Below are 19921 nucleotides of genomic sequence, written 5' to 3' on the forward strand. Positions count from 1 at the left end.
CGACTCGTCGCCAGCACCGTCACCCCCGGACACCGCGCCAGCAACACCTCCACCAACTCCGCAGCCGCGCCCACCACATGCTCACAGTTGTCCAGGACGAGCAGCATCCGGCGCCGTGCGCAGTGCTCGACGAGGGCGGTGACGGCGTCGCGGGCGGTGGGGTCGGTGAGGGCGGTGCCGCCCCACACGTGGGTCTCGCGGGCACCCAGGGCGGTGAGGGCGGCGGCCGGGACGTCGGAACCGTCGCGTACGGCGGCGAGTTCGACGATCCAGGCCTCCTCCGCGTGGCCCGCCGCGGTCTCCAGGGCGAGCCGGGTCTTGCCCACTCCGCCGGGGCCGGTCAGGGTCACGAGTCTCCGGGCTCGCACCTCCGCGGCGAGCTCCTGGAGTTCCCGGTCCCGGCCGAGGAAGGAGGTGAGCGGGGCCGGCAGGGCGCGGCGGACGGCGGGCGGTTGCTCGCCGGCCAGCAACGCCGCGTACAGGCCCCTGAGTTCGGGTCCGGGTTCGGTACCGAGGCGGTCGGCGAGGGTGCGGCGCGCGGCCTCGTAGGCGGCGAGGGCCTCGGCGGGCCGGCCCGCGGCGCGCAGGGCGCGGATCCGCAGCGCCTGCAGGGGCTCGTCCAGCGCGTGCTCCGCGCACAGGGCGGCGAGCGGGTCGAGGCTCTCCTCGGCGTGCCCGAGGGCGACCGCGGCGGCGAGCCGGTCGCGCCGGGCGCGCAGGCGGCGCTGTTCGGCCCGTACGGCGAGCGGGTCGGTGCCGTGCTCGGGGAGGTCGGCGAGGGCGGGGCCGCGCCACATGCCGAGGGCCTCGTCGAGGAGCGGCGCCGCGCGCTCGGGACGGCCCGCGTCGAGCTCCCGTGCGCCTTGGTCGGCGAGGTCCTCGAAGCGGAAGAGGTCGACGGCGTCGGGGGCGGCGGCCAGCCGGTAGCCGCCGGGCTCGGAGGCGACGGCGTCGTGCCCGAGGGCCCGGCGGAGCCGGCCGACGAGGGCCTGGAGGGCCGCCACGCGGTCGTCGGCGGTCTCCTCCCACACCTGGGCGATCAGGGCGTCCGTGCGGACGGCCCGGCCGCCCGCCGCGGCGAGCGCGGTGAGCAGGGCCCGGAGCCGGGCGCCGCCCAGAACGGCTTCGCCGCCGTCGGCGCGGAGGGCCTGGGCGGGGCCGAGGATGCGGTAGGGCGGCTGCACCGGCCCATTCTGCCGAATCGCCCGTGTGGCGGTGTCGCCGCCATGGCGTCCGGGGGGTGCCGGTTCGACAATGGGGAAGATGACCGATGACGAGCGGAGCACGCGCGGCGGCGAGATCGGGCCGACCGAGCGCCTCGCCATGAACCGCACCGGCAGCTTCGACTGGGATCTCGACACGGGCACCATCGATGTCGACGACGCGGGGCTGCTGGTCTTCGGGCTTGCCCCGGAAAGTTTCGACGGGCGGCCGGCCACGCTCGTGCGCGGTCTGGACCCCGGGGAGCGGACCCGGCTCGAAGGGGTCGTCCGGCAGGCCATCACCAGCGGCGAGAGCTCGTACACGGCGCACGTCCGGCTCGAGCGGGGCGACGGCACACCCCAATGGACGCACGTCCAGGCGCGGATCCTGCGCCGGGGCGGCGGCATGGCGCACCGCATCGTGGGGATCGTGCGGGACGCGACGACCGAGGTGACCCACTCGGCGTTCGTGCTCGACCTGGAGAAGCGCCGCGAGGTGCAGACCACGATCGTGGAGCGGACGACGCACGCGCTGTCGCGGGCGGTGACCGTGGACGACGTGACGGCGGCGCTGACCGGCCCCGGCGGGCTGGCGCGGCTCGGCGCGGAGGGGCTCGCGCTCGGTCTGGTGGAGAACGGTTCCCTCAACATCATCGCGCTGAGCGGCGAGTCCATGGAGGTCGTCGACGACTTCCGCAGTCGCCGGCTCGACCGGGGGCTGCCGCTGGCCGAGGCGGTGCTGAGCGGGCGGCCCCGGTTCGTGAACTCGTTCTCGACGCTCGGGCGGGACTATCCGCAGCTCGCGCCGTACGTGGCCCGGATGCCGTTCAAGTCGGCCTGCTACCTGCCGCTGGTCGCGCAGGCCCGCGCGCTGGGCGGGATGGCCCTGTTCTACCGCCGTCCGAGCTCTTTCAAGTCGGACGAGCGCAACCTGCTGCTGGGTCTGGCGGCGATCGTCGCGCAGTCGCTGCAGCGGGCGATCCTCTTCGACGAGGAGCGGGAGCTGGCCACCGGCCTGCAGGCGACGATGCTGCCGCGCCGGATCCCGGTGATCACCGGGGGCGAGATCGCCGTGCGCTACCACGCGGCGTGGAGCGGGCGTCAGGTCGGGGGCGACTGGTACGACGTGATCCCGTTGCCGCGCGGACGGGTCGGGGTCGTGGTGGGCGACGTGCAGGGCCATGACACGCACGCCGCCGCGATCATGGGCCAGCTCCGGATCGCGCTCCGGGCGTACGCGGGCGAGGGCCACGCCCCGTCGACGGTGCTCGCCCGCGCCTCCCGCTTTCTGGCCGAGCTGGACACCAATCGCTTCGCGACCTGCACGTACGCCCAGGTGGACCTGGCCGGCGGGACGGTGCGCGGGGTACGGGCGGGGCATCTGGGACCGCTGATCCGGCACACCGACGGGCGGGTGGGCCGGCCGAAGCTGCGCGGTGGCCTGCCGCTGGGGCTCGCGACGGTGTTCGGGGACGAGGAGTTCCCCGAGACCCGGCTCGACCTGGTGCCGGGCGAGACGCTGGTGCTGTGCACGGACGGTCTGGTCGAGCAGCCGGGCACGGACATCGAGTCGGGGCTCGAGGCGCTCGCCGACGCGGTGAGCAGCGGCCCGCCGCAGGCGGAGGCGCTCGCGGACCACCTGTCGGAGACGTTGTGGGAGCGGTGGGGCTCGGGCGACGACGTGGCCCTGCTCGTGCTGCGGCGCAGCCCCGACCCGGGTACGCCCCGGGCGCCCCGCATCCACCAGTACATCCACCAGGCCGACCCGCAGGGCCTGTCGGACGCGCGGGCGGCGGTGGGGCAGGCGCTGGTGGACTGGGGCATGCCCGAACTGGCCGACGACGCCGAGCTGTTGACGGGCGAACTGCTCGTCAACGTGCTGCTGCACACCGAGGGCGGGGCGGTGCTCACCCTGGAGGTGCTGCCGGAGCCGGTGCGGCGGGTACGGCTCTCGGTCCAGGACCGGTCGAGCGCGTGGCCCCGGCGCCGCACCCCGGGCGAGGCGGCGACCTCGGGCCGCGGGCTGCTCCTGATGGACGCGATCGCCTTGCGGTGGGGCGTGGAGCCGCGCGGCGAGGGCAAGGCGGTGTGGTGCGAGATCGGGCCGGCCGCGGCGAACGGGGCGGGTCCCGGACCGCACGGCGGCTCGGGCTCCACGGCTCCGAGCGCCACGGCGGGCTGAGCGGAAGGCGGTGCGGCGGATGGACCCGGTGGCGGCGCTGGAGCGGATCGCGTTCCTCCTGGAGCGCTCGCAGGCGCCCACGTACCGGGTCCGCGCGTTCCGTACCGCAGCGGCCGCGGTGACGGCGCTGGGCGCGGACGAGGTGGCGCGACGGGCGGCGGCCGGGACCCTGGAGTCGGTGAAGGGGATCGGTCCGAAGACGGCGGCGGTGGTGAGAGAGGCCCTGGCCGGACGGGTGCCGGACTATCTGGAGCAGCTGGAGCGGGAGATCCCGGTGCCGGAGGCGCAGGGCGGCGCGGCGCTGCGGGCGGCGCTGCGCGGCGACTGCCATCTCCACTCGGACTGGTCGGACGGCGGCAGCACCATCGAGGACATGGGCCGCGCGGCGGCCGGACTGGGCCACGAGTGGGCGGTCCTGACGGACCATTCGCCGAGCCTGAAGGTGGCCCGCGGCCTGTCCCCCGACCGGCTGCGGGAGCAACTGGACGTGGTGGCCCGGCTCAACGAGGAATGGGCGCCCTTCCGGCTGCTCACCGGCATCGAGTGCGACATCCTGGAGGACGGCTCCCTCGACCAGGAGCCCGAACTCCTGGACCGGCTCGACCTCGTGGTGGGTTCGGTGCACTCGAAGCTGCGGATGGAGGCGCGGGCGATGACCCGCCGGATGGAGCGGGCGGTGCGCAATCCCCTGATGGACGTGCTCGGTCACTGCACGGGGCGCCTGGTGAGCGGGGGCCGGCTGCGGCCGGAGTCGGAGTTCGACGCGGAGCGCGTCTTCGCCGCCTGTGCCGAGTCCGGCACGGCCGTGGAGATCAACAGCCGCCCGGAGCGCCTCGACCCGCCGCGCCGGCTGCTCCGGCTCGCGGTGGAGGCCGGGGCGTACTTCGCGGTGGACACCGACGCCCACGCGCCGGGGCAGCTGGAGTGGCAGATCTTCGGCTGCGGGCGGGCCGAGGAGTGCGGGGTGCCGGCGGACCGGGTGATCAACACCTGGTCCGCCGAGGACCTGCTCGCCTGGACGCGCGCCTGAGGCGTCGCGTCGGCGCTCAGGCCCGCTGCCAGACCGTGGTGGCGTTGCAGAACTCGCGGATGCCGTGGCCCGAGAGCTCGCGGCCGTAGCCCGAGCGCTTCACGCCGCCGAAGGGCAGGGCGGGGTGGGAGGCGGTCATGCCGTTGACGAAGACGCCGCCGGCCTCCAGGTCCCGTACGAAGAAGGCGACGTCCTCGGCCTTACGGGTCCAGACGTTCGAACTCAGGCCGAAGGGCGAGTCGTTGGCGACGGTGACGGCTTCCTCGATGTCGGCGACCGGGTAGAGGGTGGCGACCGGGCCGAAGGTCTCCTCCTGGTGGATGCGCATCTCCGGGGTGATGCCGGTGAGGACGGTCGGCTGGTAGAACCAGCCGCGCGGCTGCCCGGGAGGGCGGCCACCGCCGCACAGCACGGTGGCACCGGCGGAGACCGCGTCGTCGACGAGGGCCTCCAGGTCGGTGCGGCCCTGTTCGGTGGCGAGCGGGCCGACGTCGGTGTCGTCGTCCAGGGGGTCGCCGACGGTGAGGGCGTTCATGGCGGCGGTGAAGCGCTCGGCGAAGTCGTCGTAGACGTCCTGGTGGACGATGAACCGCTTGGCGGCGATGCAGGACTGGCCGTTGTTCTGGACGCGCGCGGTGACGGCGGTCTTCACGGCCCGGGGCAGGTCGGCGGAGGGCATGACGATGTACGGGTCGCTGCCGCCGAGCTCCAGGACCGTCTTCTTGACCTCGTCCCCGGCGATCGCGGCGACGGAGCGGCCGGCCGGTTCGCTGCCGGTGAGGGTGGCGGCGGCGACCCGGGGGTCGCGCAGGACGCCCTCGACGGCACCGGAGCCGATGAGGAGGGTCTGGAAGCAGCCCTCGGGGAAGCCGGCCCGGCGGAACAGTTCGCCGAGGTAGAGCGCGGTCTGGGGCACGTTGGAGGCGTGTTTGAGGAGTCCGGTGTTGCCGGCCATGAGCGCGGGCGCGGCGAAGCGGATCACCTGCCAGAGCGGGAAGTTCCACGGCATGACGGCGAGGACCGGGCCGAGCGGCCGGTAGTGCACGCGCGCGAGGTCGGCGCCCGAGTCCTGCACGTCGTGCTCGGCGGGGTGTTCGTCGGCGAGCAGGGCCTCGGCGTGCTCGGCGTACCAGCGCATGGCCCTGGCGCACTTGGCCGCCTCGGCGCGGGCCGCCACGATCGGCTTGCCCATCTCGGTGGTCATGGTGCGGGCGATGTCCTCGCTGTCCTCGTCGAGGAGGGCCGCCGCGGCGCGCATCAACCGCGCGCGTTCGGCGAAGGGGGTGGTGCGGTACTGGCGGTACGCCTCGTGGGCGGCGTCGATACGGCGCTCGATCTCGGCGGGCCCGTGGGCCTCGTAGGTGCGTAGCGTCTCGCCGGTCGCCGGGTTCACGGTGGCGATGCCCATGTCGTCTCCTCCTCGCCTCCACCCCCACGGGCAACCTTTCGCGGCCCGGGCCCGCCCGCAATCGGGGCGGGGCGGTGGGGTGACGGGCCGGGGGAAGGGGGACGAGGTTCAGCCGCTCGTCACCCAGCGCAGGGCACCGGCCAGGTGGGCACGGAAGGCGGGGTCGGCGTACGCCTCGACGGCGTGGCCGAGCGCGGTGAACAGGACGCGGCCCCGGTCGGGCGCGGACTCCCTGCACCACACCAGGGGGTGATCGGCGCCGAGGGTGCCGCCGTGGTAGCTGGTCTCGTCGGCGCGGGCGAGCACCCGGACGCCGGTGGCCCGGGGGTTGGCGGTGAAGTTGTACCACTCGTCGGTCCACTCCCAGTGCGGCGGCAGCGGTTCCGTCGCCGGGTGGTCGGGCACGTCGACGCGGACGGTGCCGGGCTGGAGCGGGGGGTGGCCGTCGAAGCGGGTGCCGAGGAGCTCGCCGTAGAAGGGCCAGTCGGGTTCGGCGTTGGCCGCCGCGTGGACGGCGAGCAGGCCGCCGCCGCCCCGTACGTACGCCTCGAAGGCGGTGCGCCCGGCCTCCGTGAGAACGGTGCCGGTGGTCGAGAGCAGGACGACGGCGGCGCAGCGGGCGAGCCGGTCCGGCGTGAAGACGGCGGGGTCCTCGGTGGTCTCCGCGGCGAAGCCCGCTTCGGCGGCCAGTCCGGCGAGGGCGGCGGCGCCGGCGGGGATGGACTCGTGGCGGTAGCCAGCGGTGCGGGTGTAGACGAGGACGTCCCTCGTCGCGCTGCTCGCCACGTGGTGCACTGTCCTGTTCTCCCCCTGTTCTTCCGAGGCCTTGCGTGATCTTCCGTGGCCTCGGCTGCCGGCTGCTCGCCGTTCCCGTCGACCCGGAAAGCGCGCCGGGAAAGCGCTTTCCATGCTGACCGTAACCACCGACCACCCGCTGCCGCAAGGCCCCTGCCTCCCCGCCGACTTCGCGTCGCCGCAGGAGTCGGCCGAGTCGGGCCGGTGCGCCCGGGCAGGACGTGAAGGACGTGAAGCGGGTCCGGCATCCGCCGGCCCGGTTCGGGGAGCCCGGGGCCTGAGCGGAAGGGTCATTGTCGCATCGGATACACCGATGTATCTTTTCGCTCGCCCCGCGCCCGGCGGTGGGTTCCGGCCGCTCGGGCGCTCGCCGCAGCGCCCTCCGGAGGACCTGATGAGCACTCTGCCGCCCGCCCTCGCCGCCGCCGTCGGCCCCCTGCCCGAAGGGGTCACGCTCCCGCTGCCGCCGTCCTTCGACTCCGTCGAGGAGGAGCGCTGCTACCGCAAGGAGCAACTGGCCGCCGGCTTCCGCATCTTCGGCAGGTTCGGCTTCTCGGAGGGCGTCGCGGGGCACATCACCGTGCGGGACCCCGAGGACCCGGACACCTTCTGGGTCAACCCGTTCGGGATGAGCTTCTCCCAGATCAAGGCCTCCGACCTCGTCCGCGTCGACCACGAGGGCCGGGTGCTCGACGGCAACCGGCCGGTCAACCGGGCCGCGTTCGTGATCCACTCGCAGGTGCACGCGGCCCGGCCCGACGCGGTCGCCGCCGCTCATTCCCACTCCCTGCACGGGAAGGCCTTCTCCAGCCTCGGCGTTCCGCTGGACCCGATCACCCAGGACGCCTGCGCGTTCTTCGAGGACCACGGGATCTACGACGACTACCGGGGCGTCGTGAACGAGCTGGAGGAGGGCGCGCGGGTCGCGAAGGCCCTCGGCGCGTACAAGGCGGTCATCCTGAAGAACCACGGCCTGCTCACGGTCGGCGGTTCCGTGGCCGAGGCCGTGTGGTGGTTCGTCACGATGGAACGCTCCTGCCAGGCACAGTTGTCGGCGATGGCGGCGGGCACTCCGCAGCTGATCGACCGGGAGACGGCGCTGCTCACCCGGGGACAGATCGGGACTTCCCTGGCGGGCTGGTTCCAGGCCCGGCCGCTGTGGGATCAGATCACGGCCTCGGACCCGGACCTGTTCGACTGAGGGCCGACCGCCCCGGCCGGACGCGTGGAGGCCGCCAACAGGGGCGCCAGGAAGTCGCGTTCGAGAGTGCCGGGCGGCAGAACGTCCGGCTCGACGTAGCTCTGCCCGAGTCCGCCCTCGCGCAGGGCGACGACGAGCCGGGCGAAGCGGTCGGCGTCCACGGTGAGTTCGAGGCCCGCTCGGCTCAGGACCAGCTCCAGGCCGCGGGCGATCTCGGCGCGCAGCCGGGCGTCGTGCCGGGCGAGCACCCACGCCGCCTGCGGATCGCGGATGGCGTGCAGGGTGAACTCGGTGCTGACCAGGTACCAGTCCCGCTCGTCCGGCTCGACCCGCGAGGCGAGTTCGGCCAGCCGCTCCAGGGTGCACTCCTCGGGGCGGAGCGCGTCGATCGCGTCGGCGAGGCGGCGCACGATCCGCTCGCCGTGCTCGTCGAACAGGGCGAGGAAGAGCTCCTCCTTGCTCGCGAAGTTCGAGTAGTAGGCGCCGCGGGTGAATCCGGCGCGTTCGCAGATCTGCTCGATCGACGCGGCGTGGAAGCCGTGCTCGGCGAAGGTCTCCAGGGCCGCCTTCAGCAGGGCCGCGCGGGTGCGGGGACGGCGCTTGGTGACACCTTTCGGCACGGGTGGCTCCTCCTTGCGTCCCCTCCACGGGGTGGATCGGTCGCCCCTCCGGGGCAGGTCGGCGCCCACCATACCGGCGGCTCGCCCAGGCAAGGAGCGGCCGTCGACGTTAAGATTCACGCATGGGAGAGCGGCCCGTCGCGCCTGCCGCACCCGAACTGGTCCTCGAGATCGACGGGGACGCGACCCTGATGAACCCGAGTCGCGTCTATCGCATCGGGCGCGACCCCACCAGCGACTTCGTCCTCGGCGACGCCCGGGCGTCCTGGCACCACGCGGTGCTGCGGGCGGTCGGGGACCACTGGACCCTCGAGGACGAGGGCAGTACGAACGGCACCTTCGCCGACGACCGCCGGGTGCATCTCAGCGCGGTCGGCCCCGGCACCGTGATCCGCTTCGGCCACCCTCTGGACGGGCCGAAAGCGGTACTCCTGCCCGCCCGGAGCCCGTACCCGGCTCCGTACCCGGACACCCCGGCCCGGCCGGCACCAGCGGATCCGGTACGGGCGGAGCCGGCCTGGCCCCCGGATGCCGTACGGGCGGAGCCCGCGCCGCCCCCGGATCCCCAGCGGGCGGAGCCCGCGCCGTCCCCCGAGCCCGTACGGGCGGAGCCGGTGTGGCCCGGACCCGTGGCGCCCGCACCGGTGGCGCCCGAGCCCGTACCGCCCGAGCCCCCACCCGCCGCTCCCCCGGCGCCCGAACCTCCACCGCCCGTGCCGCCGGCCCCCGAGCCCGTGGCGCTCGACCCCCTGGCTCCGCAGCCCCCGGCCGCAGAGCCGCGCGCTCCTCGGCCACCCGCTCCCGAGCCCCCGGCGGCCACGCCGCCCGTGAGCCCGGCCGCGGCCGCGCCCCCCGGCGTCGGATCCCGCTCCCCCGCACCCCCGCCGGCCCCGTCGCCGGACCTCGGCGCCCCGGCCCACCGAACGCCGCCCCGCCCGTCCTCCGTCTCGAACCCGGCTCTTACCGGCACCTTCCGGCAGCCGACCGCGGTGCGGCCGCTGCCGGCGCACGCGGTCCGGATCGGTCGGGGCGCCGACAACGACCTGGTCGTCGACGACCTCACCGTCTCGCGCCGGCACGCCGAGCTGCGGGCCGCGCCGGACGGCACGTACTGGATCCACGACCTCGGCAGCCACAACGGCACCTTCCTCAACGGGCGTCCCGTGGCGCACGCGCGCGTGACGGCCGAGGACATCGTGGGCATCGGCCACTGCGCCTTCTGTCTCATCGGCGGCAACCTCGTCGAGTTCACCGACACCGGCGAGGTCTCCCTCGACGTGCAGGAGCTGGCCGTCACGGTCGACCACGGCCGCAAGACGCTCCTGGACGGGGTGTCCTTCCCCGTCGGGCAGAAGTGCCTGCTCGCCGTCGTGGGGCCCTCCGGAGCGGGCAAGTCGACCCTCCTCGGCGCGCTCACCGGCCAGCGGCCCGCCGACCGGGGCACGGTCCTCTACGACGGCCGCGACCTCTACCGGGACTACGCGGAGCTGCGCCAGCGCATCGGGCTCGTCCCGCAGGACGACATCCTGCACCTCCAGCTCACCGTCCGCCGGGCCCTCGCCTACGCCGCCGAACTGCGCTTCCCGGAGGACACCGCGGCCGCCGAGCGGCGCGCCCGGGTGGACGAGGTGATCGGCGAACTCGGCCTGGAAGAGCGGGCCGGGCAGCCGATCCACCGCCTGTCCGGCGGCCAGCGCAAGCGGGTGAGCGTGGCCCTGGAGCTGCTCACGAAGCCGTCGCTGCTCTTCCTCGACGAGCCGACCTCCGGGCTCGACCCGGGCATGGACCGCTCGGTGATGCACATGCTGCGCGGGCTCGCCGACGACGGGCGCACCGTCATCGTCGTCACCCACAGTGTGCTGAGCCTGGACGTGTGCGACCGGCTGCTGGTCCTCGCGCCGGGCGGGCGGGTGGCCTACTACGGCCCGCCCAGCGACACGCTGGACTTCTTCGGCTTCCAGCAGTGGCCGGAGGCGTTCGAGGCCTTCGAGAACGACCGCGACCGTGACTGGGCGGGCCAGTACCGGAGCTCGCGCTTCCACCGCCAGTACATCGAGGAGGCCACCGTACGGCCGGGTCTGCCGCACGCGGGGCCGCCGCCGGAGCCGGCGCCGCCGCCGAAGGCCCAGAGCTGGTCGGCGCAGCTCCGTACCCTCGTACGGCGCTACGCGGCCGCCCTGTCCGCGGACCGGACCTTCCTGGCCATCATGGTCGCGCTGCCCTTCGTGATGGGCGCGATGGCCCGCGCCCTGTCGGAGGGGAGGCTGAATCCCGAGTCGACCCTGAACGTCCTGCTGATCCTGTGCGTCGGCGGGGTGCTGACGGGGGCGGCGAACGCGGTACGGGAGCTGGTCAAGGAGCGGACGATCTACCGCCGTGAGAGAGCCGTCGGCCTGTCCCGTTCGGCGTATCTGATGTCCAAGGTCGTCGTCCTGGGCCTGATCACGATCGTGCAGGCGGTGGTCCTGACCCTGGTCGCGCTGATCGGCGTCCCCCTCGGGGCCCCCGACGGCAAGGGCGTCCTGATGCCACCGCTCGTGGAGATCACGCTCGCCGTCGCCCTGCTCGCCTTCACGGCCATGATGCTCGGCCTCTTCGTCTCCGCCCTGGTGCGCAAGGAGGAGGTGACGATGCCGCTGCTCGTCCTCCTCGCCATCGTCCAGGTGGTGTTCTGCGGAGCGCTGCTCAACGTGCGCGGCACACCGGTCCTGGAGCAGCTGGCGTGGCTGGTGCCGTCGCGGTGGGCGTTCGCCGCGATGGGCGCGACGATCGACATCGGGGCGACGGTGCCGGGCGAGAAGACCGCCGATCCGCTGATGGACCACACCGTCGGCGCGTGGCTGTTCGACATGGGGATGCTGGTGGTGCTCTGTGTCCTCCTCGGGCTCGTGGTGGCCCGGCTGTTGCGCCGGCACGAGCCGGTCGTGATGCGGAGGTAGGAACCCGTGGTGTCTACGGATTACGTGCCCGTCCCGGACTTCCGGCCCACGCACGTCGTGCCGCGTGAGGGCCTGCCCGCGTGGGAGGCGCCCGACCCGGCGCTGCCGACGGAGCCGCTGGACGCGTTCCTGCCGGTGCAGCTGCTCGACCGGGTCGGTGACTGGGGGCAGGTGCTCTGTTCGAACGGCTGGTCCGCGTGGGTGGACGCCCGGCTCCTGGTCTCCGTACCGGCCGATCCGCCGGCCGCGGGCCGCTCGCTCGCCCGCACCGCCGACCCCCGCCCGCTGATCGCCCGCGCGGAGGACGCGCTGGGCCGGTACCGCCGGGCCGCCGAGGAGCTCTCGGCGGGACGCGCGGACGGCGAGACGTTCCGCAGGCGCACCCGCGGCCTGCGGGTCGGGATGGTCGTCGACGGCGAGTCGCTGTGGCTGTACGACGCGGAGCACGAGCGGTGGGTGTACTGCGACGGCAGCGGCCTGAGCACGTACGCGGCCTCGGCGCGCCCCTCGGCGGCGTCCGCCGCGCCCGCCGCCTCCGGAGAACCGGCGCACGAGCCGACCCAGGTGGTGCCCCAGCTGCTCCAGGAGGAGGGCCCCGGGGCCACGCAGGTCGTGGACACGCAGGTGGTGGACGGCTCCGCGGACCTCACGCAGCACGTGGGGCTCGTGCCGCCCGAGCGCGCCGGGCACGCGGACGAGCAGGGTGAGGGCGGATGACGGCGGCGGACGGCACGGCTCCGGGCACCCCCGGCCGCGGCCCCTCCGGAACGGCCCCAGGCACCCCAGCCACCGGGCTCGGTTCCTCCCTCGCGGACTCCGGGCTTCCGGCGGGCCGGGACTCGGGGCTCCTGGGCAAGCGGATCGCCGGGTACGTCGTGGAGGAGGAGATCGGGCGTGGCGGCATGGCGGTCGTCTACCGGGCGCGCGACCTGCGGCTCGACCGGATCGTGGCGCTGAAGCTGCTCGCCCCGGAGCTGGCCCGCAACGACACCTTCCGCAAGCGCTTCGCGCACGAGTCGCGGGTGGCGGCCGCCATCGACCACCCGCACATCGTGCCGGTCTTCGAGGCGGGCGAGACGGAGGGCGTGCTGTACATCGCGATGCGGTACGTGCCCGGCCAGGACCTGCGGGCCCTGCTGGACCGGGAGGGCGCCCTGGAGCCGGTGACGGCGGGACGGATCGCGGTGCAGGTGGCCTCCGCCCTGGACGCGGCGCACGCGCACGACCTGGTGCACAGGGACGTGAAGCCGGGCAACATCCTGGTCGCCGAGGGCACCGACCGGGACCATCCCGAGCACGTGTACCTCACCGACTTCGGCCTGACGAAGAAGTCGCTGTCGCTGACCGGCTTCACGACGGTCGGACAGTTCGTGGGGACCCTCGACTACGTGGCGCCCGAGCAGATCTCGGGCAAGCCGGTGGACGGCCGCTGCGACGTCTACAGCCTGGGGTGCGTGGTCTTCGAGACGCTGACGGGTGTGCCGCCGTTCCGCCGGGACGACGACATGGCCCTGCTGTGGGCCCATCAGTACGATCCGCCGCCCCCGCTGTCGGAGGAGCGGGCGGGGCTGCCGGAGGCGGCGGACGCGGTGTTCGCGCGGGCCCTGGCGAAGGCGCCGGAGGAGCGGTACGGGACCTGTCTGGAGTTCGTGGCGGAGCTGCGGGCGGTGCTGGAGCGGGGCCAGCGGGTCCGGGAGGCGCCGCGCAGCGTGTCCGGGGGCTGGCCGGAGGGACCACCGCCGGAACCGCCGGCTTGGGCGCGGCCCGTGTTCAGGGAGCTGTGAGCGCAGGGGGCTTGGAGCGGCGCAGGAGGCTTGGAGCGCAGGGCTTCGGCGCAGGAGGCTTGGAGCGCAGGGCTTGGAGGCCCGGAGCTCAGGAGGGCTGCGGCTCAGGGGCTTCGTAGGTCAGGGCTTCGTAGGTCAGGGACTTCGGAGGTCAGGGGCCCGCCTTGGCGTCGGCGGACGGTGGGGGCTCGACCTCTCCGCGGCGGTGGACGCGGGAGGCGAGCAGCCCGCCGAGGAAGCCGGCCACCAGGCCCCACAGAAGGGCAAGGCCGACCGTCTTCCAGATGTGGGGGCGCAGCACGACCTCCGCCCCGAGTGCCTTCAGGTCGCCGATGCCGAGGATCGACAGGCCGAAGCGGGCCTCGACGAGGGTGAGCGGGGTGATCACCAGCATGGTGACGGCGAAGCCGATGCCGAGGTGGAGGGCGTGCTGCCAGGGCCGGACGCGGGCGGGTGAGCGGGTGGCCATGACGACGGCGGCGCCGAGCACGAGCACGACGGCGATCGGGAGCAGCCACCAGGCACGCGCGTCGTAGGAGGCCAGCGTGGACAGGTCGACGGTCTTCAGCTCCTTGGGGTCGCCGCCACGCAGCACGGAGTCGAGGATCTGCGGCATGGGCAGGCCGAACGGGCCGTCGACCCGGCCGTCGTAGGAGCCGCCGATGCCGACGGCGAGGGCGAGCCAGCTGACGTTGGGCAGGCCGAGCAGCAGCACGGCGAAGGTCTCGGCCGCGTGCCCCTTGGTGGCGGCGACGACCAGGCCGATGACGAGGCCGACGGCCACGTACGCGAGGACCAGGAGCAGCAGCGCCGAGGCGGCGGGGCGGACGGCCTGGTGGTGGCGGACGAGGCGGGCCGGCAGCGGGGTGCGCCGGGAGACGAGCAGGGCGATGACGAGGACGCCGAGGATCCACAGGAGGCCGTAGAAGAGGGTCGGGCCGACGTGGGTGGAGAAGCCGACGCTGGGGTTCGTGGCGTCGAGGAGGTCCTTGAAGAGCTCTCCCAAATCGCCGGTGTCCTCGGTGTCGCCGCCGCCGAGGCTGATGGGGAAGTCGTGGCGGGCGACGGCGCAGAGGCCGCCCAGCGCCGCCAGCCAGAGCACGACGGTGGGCACGGCGAGCGCGAGGAGGTCGCGGACCCGGGCGACGGCGTGGTGACGCAGCGGGCGCAGGAAGAGGGTTCCGGTGACGAGCGCGCCCACCAGGGTGACGGTGAGGGGCATGGCCGTCAGTTCGGCCTGGGTGCCCGCGAGGGATCCGGCGTCGCCGGAGAGGCCGACCTGTCCGCCGGTGGCCATGACGACGACGGCGGCGAGGACGGCGACGAAGGCGCCGGATCCGCCCGGCAGATCGGCCGCGCCCGCGGCCCACAGGCCGAGGGCGGCGGTGACAGCCATCGCGAGGTAGCCGGCGACGACGGCGGCGAGACCGGTCGCGATGCCGCGGGCGAGGTGCCCCGTGGCGTCGGCGGGCGCGGTCCGGCCGGGTGGGGTGGGGAGCCGAGTGCTCACCCTGCCCACGCTAATACCGGCGGGTGCGGTCCGCTTGCGGGCGGCACCGGTTGGGCGCACACAATGGGCGCGGATCGGAAGAAAGGGAAAAACGTGACTTCCCACCCGCCGTCCGGCCAGCCGTCGGTCCCTCCCACCGGCCCGCCCTCGGGCCCCCTCTCGGGTCCCAGCACGCGGCCCGGCCACGCCCCGCCACCACCACCCTCCGGCCCTCCGCACGACGGTTCGGGCGGGGGCGGCCGTGGGGGCGGCGGAGGCGGCGGCTCCGGCGGCGGTACGGGAGGGGGCGCGGCCGGCGGCGGAGGCGGTCAGGGCCCGTGGTGGCGCTCCGTCCCCAAGGTGGCCTCCCTGACCGCGGTCCTGGTCGCGGCCGTCGCGCTCGTCGTCGTCCTCACCCAGCGGGACGGCGGCGGAGGCTCGAACCAGGCCGGCTCCGGGGGCGGTGAGGTGTTCCTGCAGAACGCCTCCGCGACCGGCCCCTATCCCTTCACGCGCTCCACCGCCCGTACGGACACCACGAGCGCCTCGCCCCCGCCACTGCCCAGCGGGACCGTCGCGGACGCCAACGCCACGCGCAGCGTGCAGGGTTCGGCACCCGGCCTGTACGGCGGCACCCAGAAGATCGCGAGCTGCGACGTCGAGGCGCAGGTCCGCTTCCTCGCCGAAGAGCCCGCCAAGAACGCCGCCTTCGCCTCCGTGATCGGCATCAAGCCGGCCGAGGTCCCCGGATACATCCGGTCGCTGACGCCCGTTCAACTGCGGGTGGACACCCGGGTGAGCAACCACGGCTTCCGGGGCGGCTCTCCCGTCGAGTTCCAGTCGGTGCTCCAGGCGGGCACGGCGGTCCTGGTCGACGACCACGGAGTCCCGAGGGTGCGCTGCGCCTGCGGCAACCCGCTCACCCCGCCGGTCGCCCAGAAGGCGCCGAAGCAGGTCGGCAGTCCCTGGCCGGGCTTCCGGACGAGCAACGTCGTGGTCGTGAAGCCGTCCGTGACGGTGATCAACGTCTTCGTCCTCTACGACCCGCACGACGACCGCTGGATCGCCCGCAAGTCGGGCGACACGGGCCGCCACGACAAGCACACGACGCCCCCGCCGCAGCCGTCGAAGTCGCCCTCCACGTCCGCCTCCACGTCTCCTTCCACCTCGCCGTCGTCGCCGGTGCCGTGTGTGACGGTCACGGGCACGGAGAAGCCGAAGCCGCACGACGGCGTGACGCCCTCGCCGTGTCCGGCGCCGCTCACCTCCACCACCTCGCCGACGCCGTCGACGTCGAGTTCCTCGGCGACGCCCTCGTCATCGTCGCCGTCGACCGAGTCGTCGGGCCCGGAGTCGCAGCCGGCCACGGACCTGACCACGACGACGCAGTCCGCGAGCGAGTCGACGAGCCAGTCGGCGAGCGCCGTGACCGGCGGAATCCCGGGCCCTCAGCCGCCGGCCTGAACACCGCGTCCCGGTGTGCGCGGCAGGCGCCCGCCCCCGGGACGCGCCGCCCCCGCCTCCGTACTCCGCCACCCGGGTACGGGATCGGGGGCGTGGCGTCGCAGCAGCCGTGCCTCGCCGCGTCGTAGCACGGGCCCGGGCACCACCACGACGGGACCCTCGGCGCGGGCCATGACGGCGCGCAGCACCGGCCTGCGGCGCGGCCGGCCGAACCGGCCGTGGGCCCGGGCACAGCCGATCACCAGCACGTCCCCCGGCTCGTCGGCCGCCGCGACGAGGGCCGCCGCGGGGGCGTCCCGGACGATCCGCCGCTCGACGGCCATCGCCTCGGGGACCCCGCCGAGGCCGTCCTCGAAGGCTCGGGCCAGCCTCGACCGGGCGTCGTCCGCCCACATCCGCGCCCAGGCGCGGTCGGGCATCCGGGCGTAGAGCGCCTCCCCCTCCGGCGGCTCCCAGGCGAGGACCGCGAGCAGGCCGGCACCTTCCCGGCGGGCGAGGGCGGCGGCCTGGCGCAGTGCGGCGAGCGAGGCGAGCGAGCCGCTCACACCGACGACGATCCGGCTCATGCCGGGGCCCCGGGCCGCGGGGCCCGGCGGGGCGGGCGCGGGGCTTGGGTCCGATGTCCGGGATCTTGGATCCGCTCCACAGGAGACGGGATGCGCTCCACCGGCGGCGACGGGATCCGCTCCACAGGAGCCTGGATCCGCTCCACTGGCGACGGGATCCGCTCCACAGGAGCCTGGATCCGCTCCACTGGCGACTGAATTCGCTCCTCAGGCGACTGGATCCGATGTCCCGGCGACTGGATCCGGTTCCGCCGCGCCTGGATCCGATGGCGCAGGGTCTGGATCTCGCGCCGGCGCGCCCGGATCCAGTATCCGAGCTCCCACGACGGCGCGATCCGCTCCTCCGCGCGCCGCTGCCACATCCTTTCGTCGCGATCGGTGACGTAACCGGACATGCTCCCCACTCCTCTCCCCTGGGCCTCCAGGCCACTGACATGGAGTCTGTAGCCTTATTGGCCTGGACAGCAGAGCCAATGGGGAGTGATTGGCATGGCAGACGGTCGAGTGGTCCGCAACGTGGTCGCCGTGTCGGACCGCACCTTGAGCGGGCGGCAGTTGGCAGCGCTGCTCACCCCGCCGGAACAGGGCCGCTTCGGCTATCGCGAACTGGCCCGGGCGGTGCGGGAGACCCTGCTCGACGGACGGGTCGCGCTACGGATGCGGCTGCCCGCCGAGCGCGAGCTGGCAGCGGCGCTCGGTGTGAGCCGGACGACCGTCACCGCCGCGTACGACCTGCTGCGGGAGAGCGGATACGCGCACAGCCGGCAGGGCGCCGGCACCTGGACGACGCTGCCCGAGGGGCAGACGCCGATCGGTCCCGCCGCGATCCACGGCGACGGCGAGGCGGTGATCGACCTGGCGCTCGCCGCGCCGGAGGCGCCGACGGGCGTCCTGGCCGAGGCGCTCGCGGCCGCGTCCGCGGAGCTGCCGCGGTACGCGATGTCCCAGGGGTACCACCCGTACGGGCTGCCCGAACTGCGCGCCGCGATCGCCGACCGGTACACCGCCCGTGGCCTGCCCACCCGGCCCGAGCAGATCCTCGTGACCACCGGCGCCCAGCAGGCCCTCACGCTCGCCCTCGCGCTGCTCGGCGGGCCCGGAGACCGCGTGCTGGCCGAGAACCCCTCGTACACCAACGCCCTGGACGCGATGCGGGGCCACCGGATGCGCATCACGCCCGTTCCGGTGACCGAGGCAGGCTGGGACAGCGGACTGATCGACGCCGCCCTGCGACAGACGGCGCCGCGGCTCGCCTATCTGATCCCGGACTTCCACAATCCGACCGGCCGCCTCATGCCCGACGAGCAGCGGAGGGAGATCGCCCGGGCGGCGCGGGCCACCGGGACCTGGCTGCTGGTGGACGAGACCCTCTCCGACATCGCTCTGGACGTGCCGGCGCCCCGGCCCTTCGCGGCCTCGGCCGGACCCGGCAGCGGGGAGCAGATCATCAGCGTGGGCTCGCTCAGCAAGAGCTGCTGGGGCGGGCTGCGGGTCGGCTGGGCACGGGCCTCCTCCCGGGTGGTGACGGAGCTGGCGCGGGTGCGGATCACGCACGACCTCGCGGGTTCGGTCCTCGACCAGCTGCTGGCCGTGGCCCTGATGGACCGGATCGACCCGCTGCTGCCCGGCAGGGCGGCGGAGCTGCGGCGGCGCAGGGAGGCGCTGGCCTCGGCCCTCGCCCGGCACGTACCGGAGTGGCACTGGACGCTGCCGCCGGGCGGCCTCTGCCTCTGGATCGACCTCGGCCGGCCGATCGCCTCACAGCTCGCGGCACGCGCGCTGCGGCACGGGGTGCGGGTGGAGGGCGGCGCCCGGTTCGGGGTGGATCCCGGGACCCACGAGCACCGGCTCCGTATCCCCTACGCGCTGCCGGGCGAGGTCTACGAGCCGGCGGCCGAGCGGCTCGCGGCGGCCCTGGAGGGCGCCCCGGCCCGGATCGCCGACCCCGGCCTGCCGGACTGGGTGGCCTGAGGTCCGGTCCGCACGGGCACCGGCCCCACCACCCCCTACCCTCGGCCCAGCCCAGGCCGGCCCTGCCCCGCCACTCCCCCCGCCCCGCGCGCACCGATAATCGGATGCCCGGGGCAAGGGCCCTGTGTACGGTCGATCGGGTGGAACCACTGACCGACAAACAGATCCGCGCCTCCTTCGTGAACTGCACGAAGGGCGACGCGGCCCGGATGAAGCTTCCGCTCGACTTCGCCGAGCTGCCCTGGGAGGACCTGGACTTCCTGGGCTGGGTCGATCCCGGCGCGCCGCTGCGCGCCCACCTCGTCGTACCGCGCCCGGAAGGGCCGGTCGGCATCACGCTGCGCGTGCCGGCCGTCGGCCGCACCAGCGCGACGAAGTCCAGCATGTGCCAGCTCTGCCTGACCTCCCACGCCTCGTCCGGCGTGACCCTGCTGGTCGCGCCGCTGTCCGGCGCCCGCGGACGGGAGGGCAACACGGTGGGCACGTACATCTGCGCCGACCTCGCGTGCTCGCTCTACGTGCGCGGCAAGCGGCAGCCGAAGCTGCGCGGCCGTCGCCACGAGGAGTCCCTGACCGTCGACGAGCAGGCCGAGCGGATGATGGGCAACCTGGACGCGTTCGTGGAACGGGTCACGGCCGGCTGACGACTCCGGAGGCCGGCACGACACGCGGTCCGCGGGCCGACGAGGCGGGCACGCGGACCGCGGGGCCGAGGGGCGACCGTGGCGAGACGGCCGGAGGGGGCAGCGCCGGGAGGGTCAGCGCCCGATGGCGGCGAGGCCCTTGCGCAGCTCCTCCCGGTCCATGACCGGCGTGTAGTCGATCTTCGCGCGGAGCTGCATGAAGAAGGGCTCCGAGATCTTCGGCATCATCGACGGGTCGTCCAGGTCGAAGAACACGTACGCCGTCCGACAGCCGTCGCTCACGGTGAAGTAGGCGGCCTCGGGCTTCAGCTCCTCCAAGGCGCCCTCGACCGTCTTCTGCAGGGTGCCCTGCTGGATGGCCTGGTTGGAAGCCTCGGTGTCCATCTGGATTCTCAGCATCATGTGCATGACGCGGCCTTTCCCGACCGGGCAGGCGCGCCGTTCGCCGCGCCCTCGACGCCCGGGCGCGCTCACCTCCAGCGTCCCCCTTCCCTCTCGCCCTCTCCAGTCGGGGGGGGGGGGCGGGGGCCCCCCCCCCCGGGGCGGGGCGACGGGCGAGGGGGCCCGGGGGGGCGGGGCGCGGGACCAGGGGTGGGCCGCCCGGGGGGGCCCCGCGGGGGGGGGGC

At 74.5% G+C, this 19921-nt stretch carries 16 protein-coding genes and 1 pseudogene; 10 read left to right on the top strand and 7 right to left on the bottom strand.

All coding sequences use genetic code 11. The annotated features are described in order from the left end of the window. On the bottom strand, nt 1-1184 hold a 1184-nt coding region (locus ACIGXE_RS33200; protein ID WP_399753365.1), incomplete at its 3' end, for a BTAD domain-containing putative transcriptional regulator. Nucleotides 1185-1263: 79 nt separating this feature from the next. Between ACIGXE_RS33200 and ACIGXE_RS33205 the strand changes: the two genes are divergently transcribed. Together ACIGXE_RS33205 and ACIGXE_RS33210 are read left to right on the top strand one after the other, a co-directional pair. Further along, nucleotides 1264-3384: a SpoIIE family protein phosphatase gene (locus ACIGXE_RS33205; RefSeq protein ID WP_399753368.1), complete on the top strand. Its 2121-nt coding sequence runs from the start codon at nt 1264-1266 to the stop codon at nt 3382-3384. A gap of 19 nt (nt 3385-3403) precedes the next feature. Beyond that, the gene (locus ACIGXE_RS33210; protein WP_399753370.1) at nt 3404-4414 is read left to right on the top strand and encodes a PHP domain-containing protein; all 1011 of its coding nucleotides are present in this window, start codon (nt 3404-3406) and stop codon (nt 4412-4414) included. Between the two features lie 16 nt (nt 4415-4430). Here ACIGXE_RS33210 and ACIGXE_RS33215 read toward each other — a convergent pair. Then, nucleotides 4431-5831: pseudogene (locus ACIGXE_RS33215) on the bottom strand (NADP-dependent succinic semialdehyde dehydrogenase); the annotation flags it as partial. 99 nt (nt 5832-5930) lie between these two features. Further along, nucleotides 5931-6608, bottom strand: coding sequence for a ThuA domain-containing protein (locus tag ACIGXE_RS33220; RefSeq protein ID WP_399753372.1), 678 nt, complete (start codon nt 6606-6608; stop codon nt 5931-5933). 403 nt (nt 6609-7011) lie between these two features. On the opposite strand from ACIGXE_RS33220, the gene ACIGXE_RS33225 reads away from it, so the two are divergent. Then, nucleotides 7012-7818, top strand: a complete 807-nt coding sequence (locus ACIGXE_RS33225; protein WP_399753373.1) for a class II aldolase/adducin family protein — start codon at nt 7012-7014, stop codon at nt 7816-7818. On the opposite strand, the gene ACIGXE_RS33230 is transcribed toward ACIGXE_RS33225, so the two are convergent. Next, nucleotides 7782-8438 carry a TetR/AcrR family transcriptional regulator gene (locus tag ACIGXE_RS33230; protein ID WP_399753375.1) on the bottom strand — a complete coding sequence of 219 codons (657 nt, stop codon included), beginning with the start codon at nt 8436-8438 and terminating at the stop codon, nt 7782-7784. The two genes, ACIGXE_RS33225 and ACIGXE_RS33230, sit on opposite strands and share 37 nt — an antisense overlap. A gap of 122 nt (nt 8439-8560) precedes the next feature. Between ACIGXE_RS33230 and ACIGXE_RS33235 the strand changes: the two genes are divergently transcribed. Genes ACIGXE_RS33235 through ACIGXE_RS33245 form a run of 3 tightly spaced genes read left to right on the top strand, consistent with a single transcriptional unit; the run spans nt 8561 to nt 13161 of the window. Beyond that, the gene (locus ACIGXE_RS33235) at nt 8561-11377 is read left to right on the top strand and encodes an FHA domain-containing protein (RefSeq protein WP_399753378.1); all 2817 of its coding nucleotides are present in this window, start codon (nt 8561-8563) and stop codon (nt 11375-11377) included. Between the two features lie 9 nt (nt 11378-11386). Beyond that, a complete protein-coding gene (locus tag ACIGXE_RS33240; protein ID WP_399753380.1) occupies nt 11387-12094 on the top strand; it encodes a hypothetical protein in 708 nt (235 codons plus the stop codon). Beyond that, nucleotides 12091-13161: a serine/threonine-protein kinase gene (locus ACIGXE_RS33245; protein ID WP_399753382.1), complete on the top strand. Its 1071-nt coding sequence runs from the start codon at nt 12091-12093 to the stop codon at nt 13159-13161. Before ACIGXE_RS33240 ends, ACIGXE_RS33245 begins: the two co-directional genes overlap by 4 nt. 151 nt (nt 13162-13312) lie before the next feature. On the opposite strand, the gene ACIGXE_RS33250 is transcribed toward ACIGXE_RS33245, so the two are convergent. Next, nucleotides 13313-14671, bottom strand: coding sequence for a streptophobe family protein (locus ACIGXE_RS33250; protein ID WP_399753384.1), 1359 nt, complete (start codon nt 14669-14671; stop codon nt 13313-13315). Between the two features lie 63 nt (nt 14672-14734). On the opposite strand from ACIGXE_RS33250, the gene ACIGXE_RS33255 reads away from it, so the two are divergent. After that, entirely contained in the window at nt 14735-16114 is a 1380-nt protein-coding gene (locus ACIGXE_RS33255; RefSeq protein ID WP_399753386.1) for a DUF6777 domain-containing protein, read from the top strand. Here the strand turns inward: ACIGXE_RS33255 and ACIGXE_RS33260 are convergent. Continuing rightward, nucleotides 16099-16680, bottom strand: a complete 582-nt coding sequence (locus tag ACIGXE_RS33260) for a universal stress protein (RefSeq protein ID WP_399753389.1) — start codon at nt 16678-16680, stop codon at nt 16099-16101. The genes ACIGXE_RS33255 and ACIGXE_RS33260 overlap by 16 nt on opposite strands. On the opposite strand from ACIGXE_RS33260, the gene ACIGXE_RS33265 reads away from it, so the two are divergent. The 3 genes from ACIGXE_RS33265 to ACIGXE_RS33275 all read left to right on the top strand — a co-directional run bounded on the left by ACIGXE_RS33265 (nt 16679) and on the right by ACIGXE_RS33275 (nt 19295). Further along, a complete protein-coding gene (locus tag ACIGXE_RS33265; RefSeq protein WP_399753391.1) occupies nt 16679-17062 on the top strand; it encodes a DUF1720 domain-containing protein in 384 nt (127 codons plus the stop codon). The genes ACIGXE_RS33260 and ACIGXE_RS33265 overlap by 2 nt on opposite strands. 107 nt (nt 17063-17169) lie before the next feature. Next, nucleotides 17170-18651 carry a PLP-dependent aminotransferase family protein gene (locus ACIGXE_RS33270; protein ID WP_399753394.1) on the top strand — a complete coding sequence of 494 codons (1482 nt, stop codon included), beginning with the start codon at nt 17170-17172 and terminating at the stop codon, nt 18649-18651. A 140-nt stretch (nt 18652-18791) separates the two neighbouring features. Next, the gene (locus ACIGXE_RS33275) at nt 18792-19295 is read left to right on the top strand and encodes an FBP domain-containing protein (protein ID WP_399753396.1); all 504 of its coding nucleotides are present in this window, start codon (nt 18792-18794) and stop codon (nt 19293-19295) included. Between the two features lie 114 nt (nt 19296-19409). Here ACIGXE_RS33275 and ACIGXE_RS33280 read toward each other — a convergent pair whose 3' ends face one another. After that, nucleotides 19410-19679 (bottom strand): hypothetical protein, encoded by a 270-nt coding sequence (locus ACIGXE_RS33280; protein ID WP_399753398.1) that lies wholly within the window; start codon nt 19677-19679, stop codon nt 19410-19412. Nucleotides 19680-19921 lie beyond the last annotated feature (242 nt).

Origin of the sequence: Streptomyces sp. NPDC053431, assembly GCF_044544925.1 — a bacterium.
GTDB lineage: Bacteria > Actinomycetota > Actinomycetes > Streptomycetales > Streptomycetaceae > Streptomyces.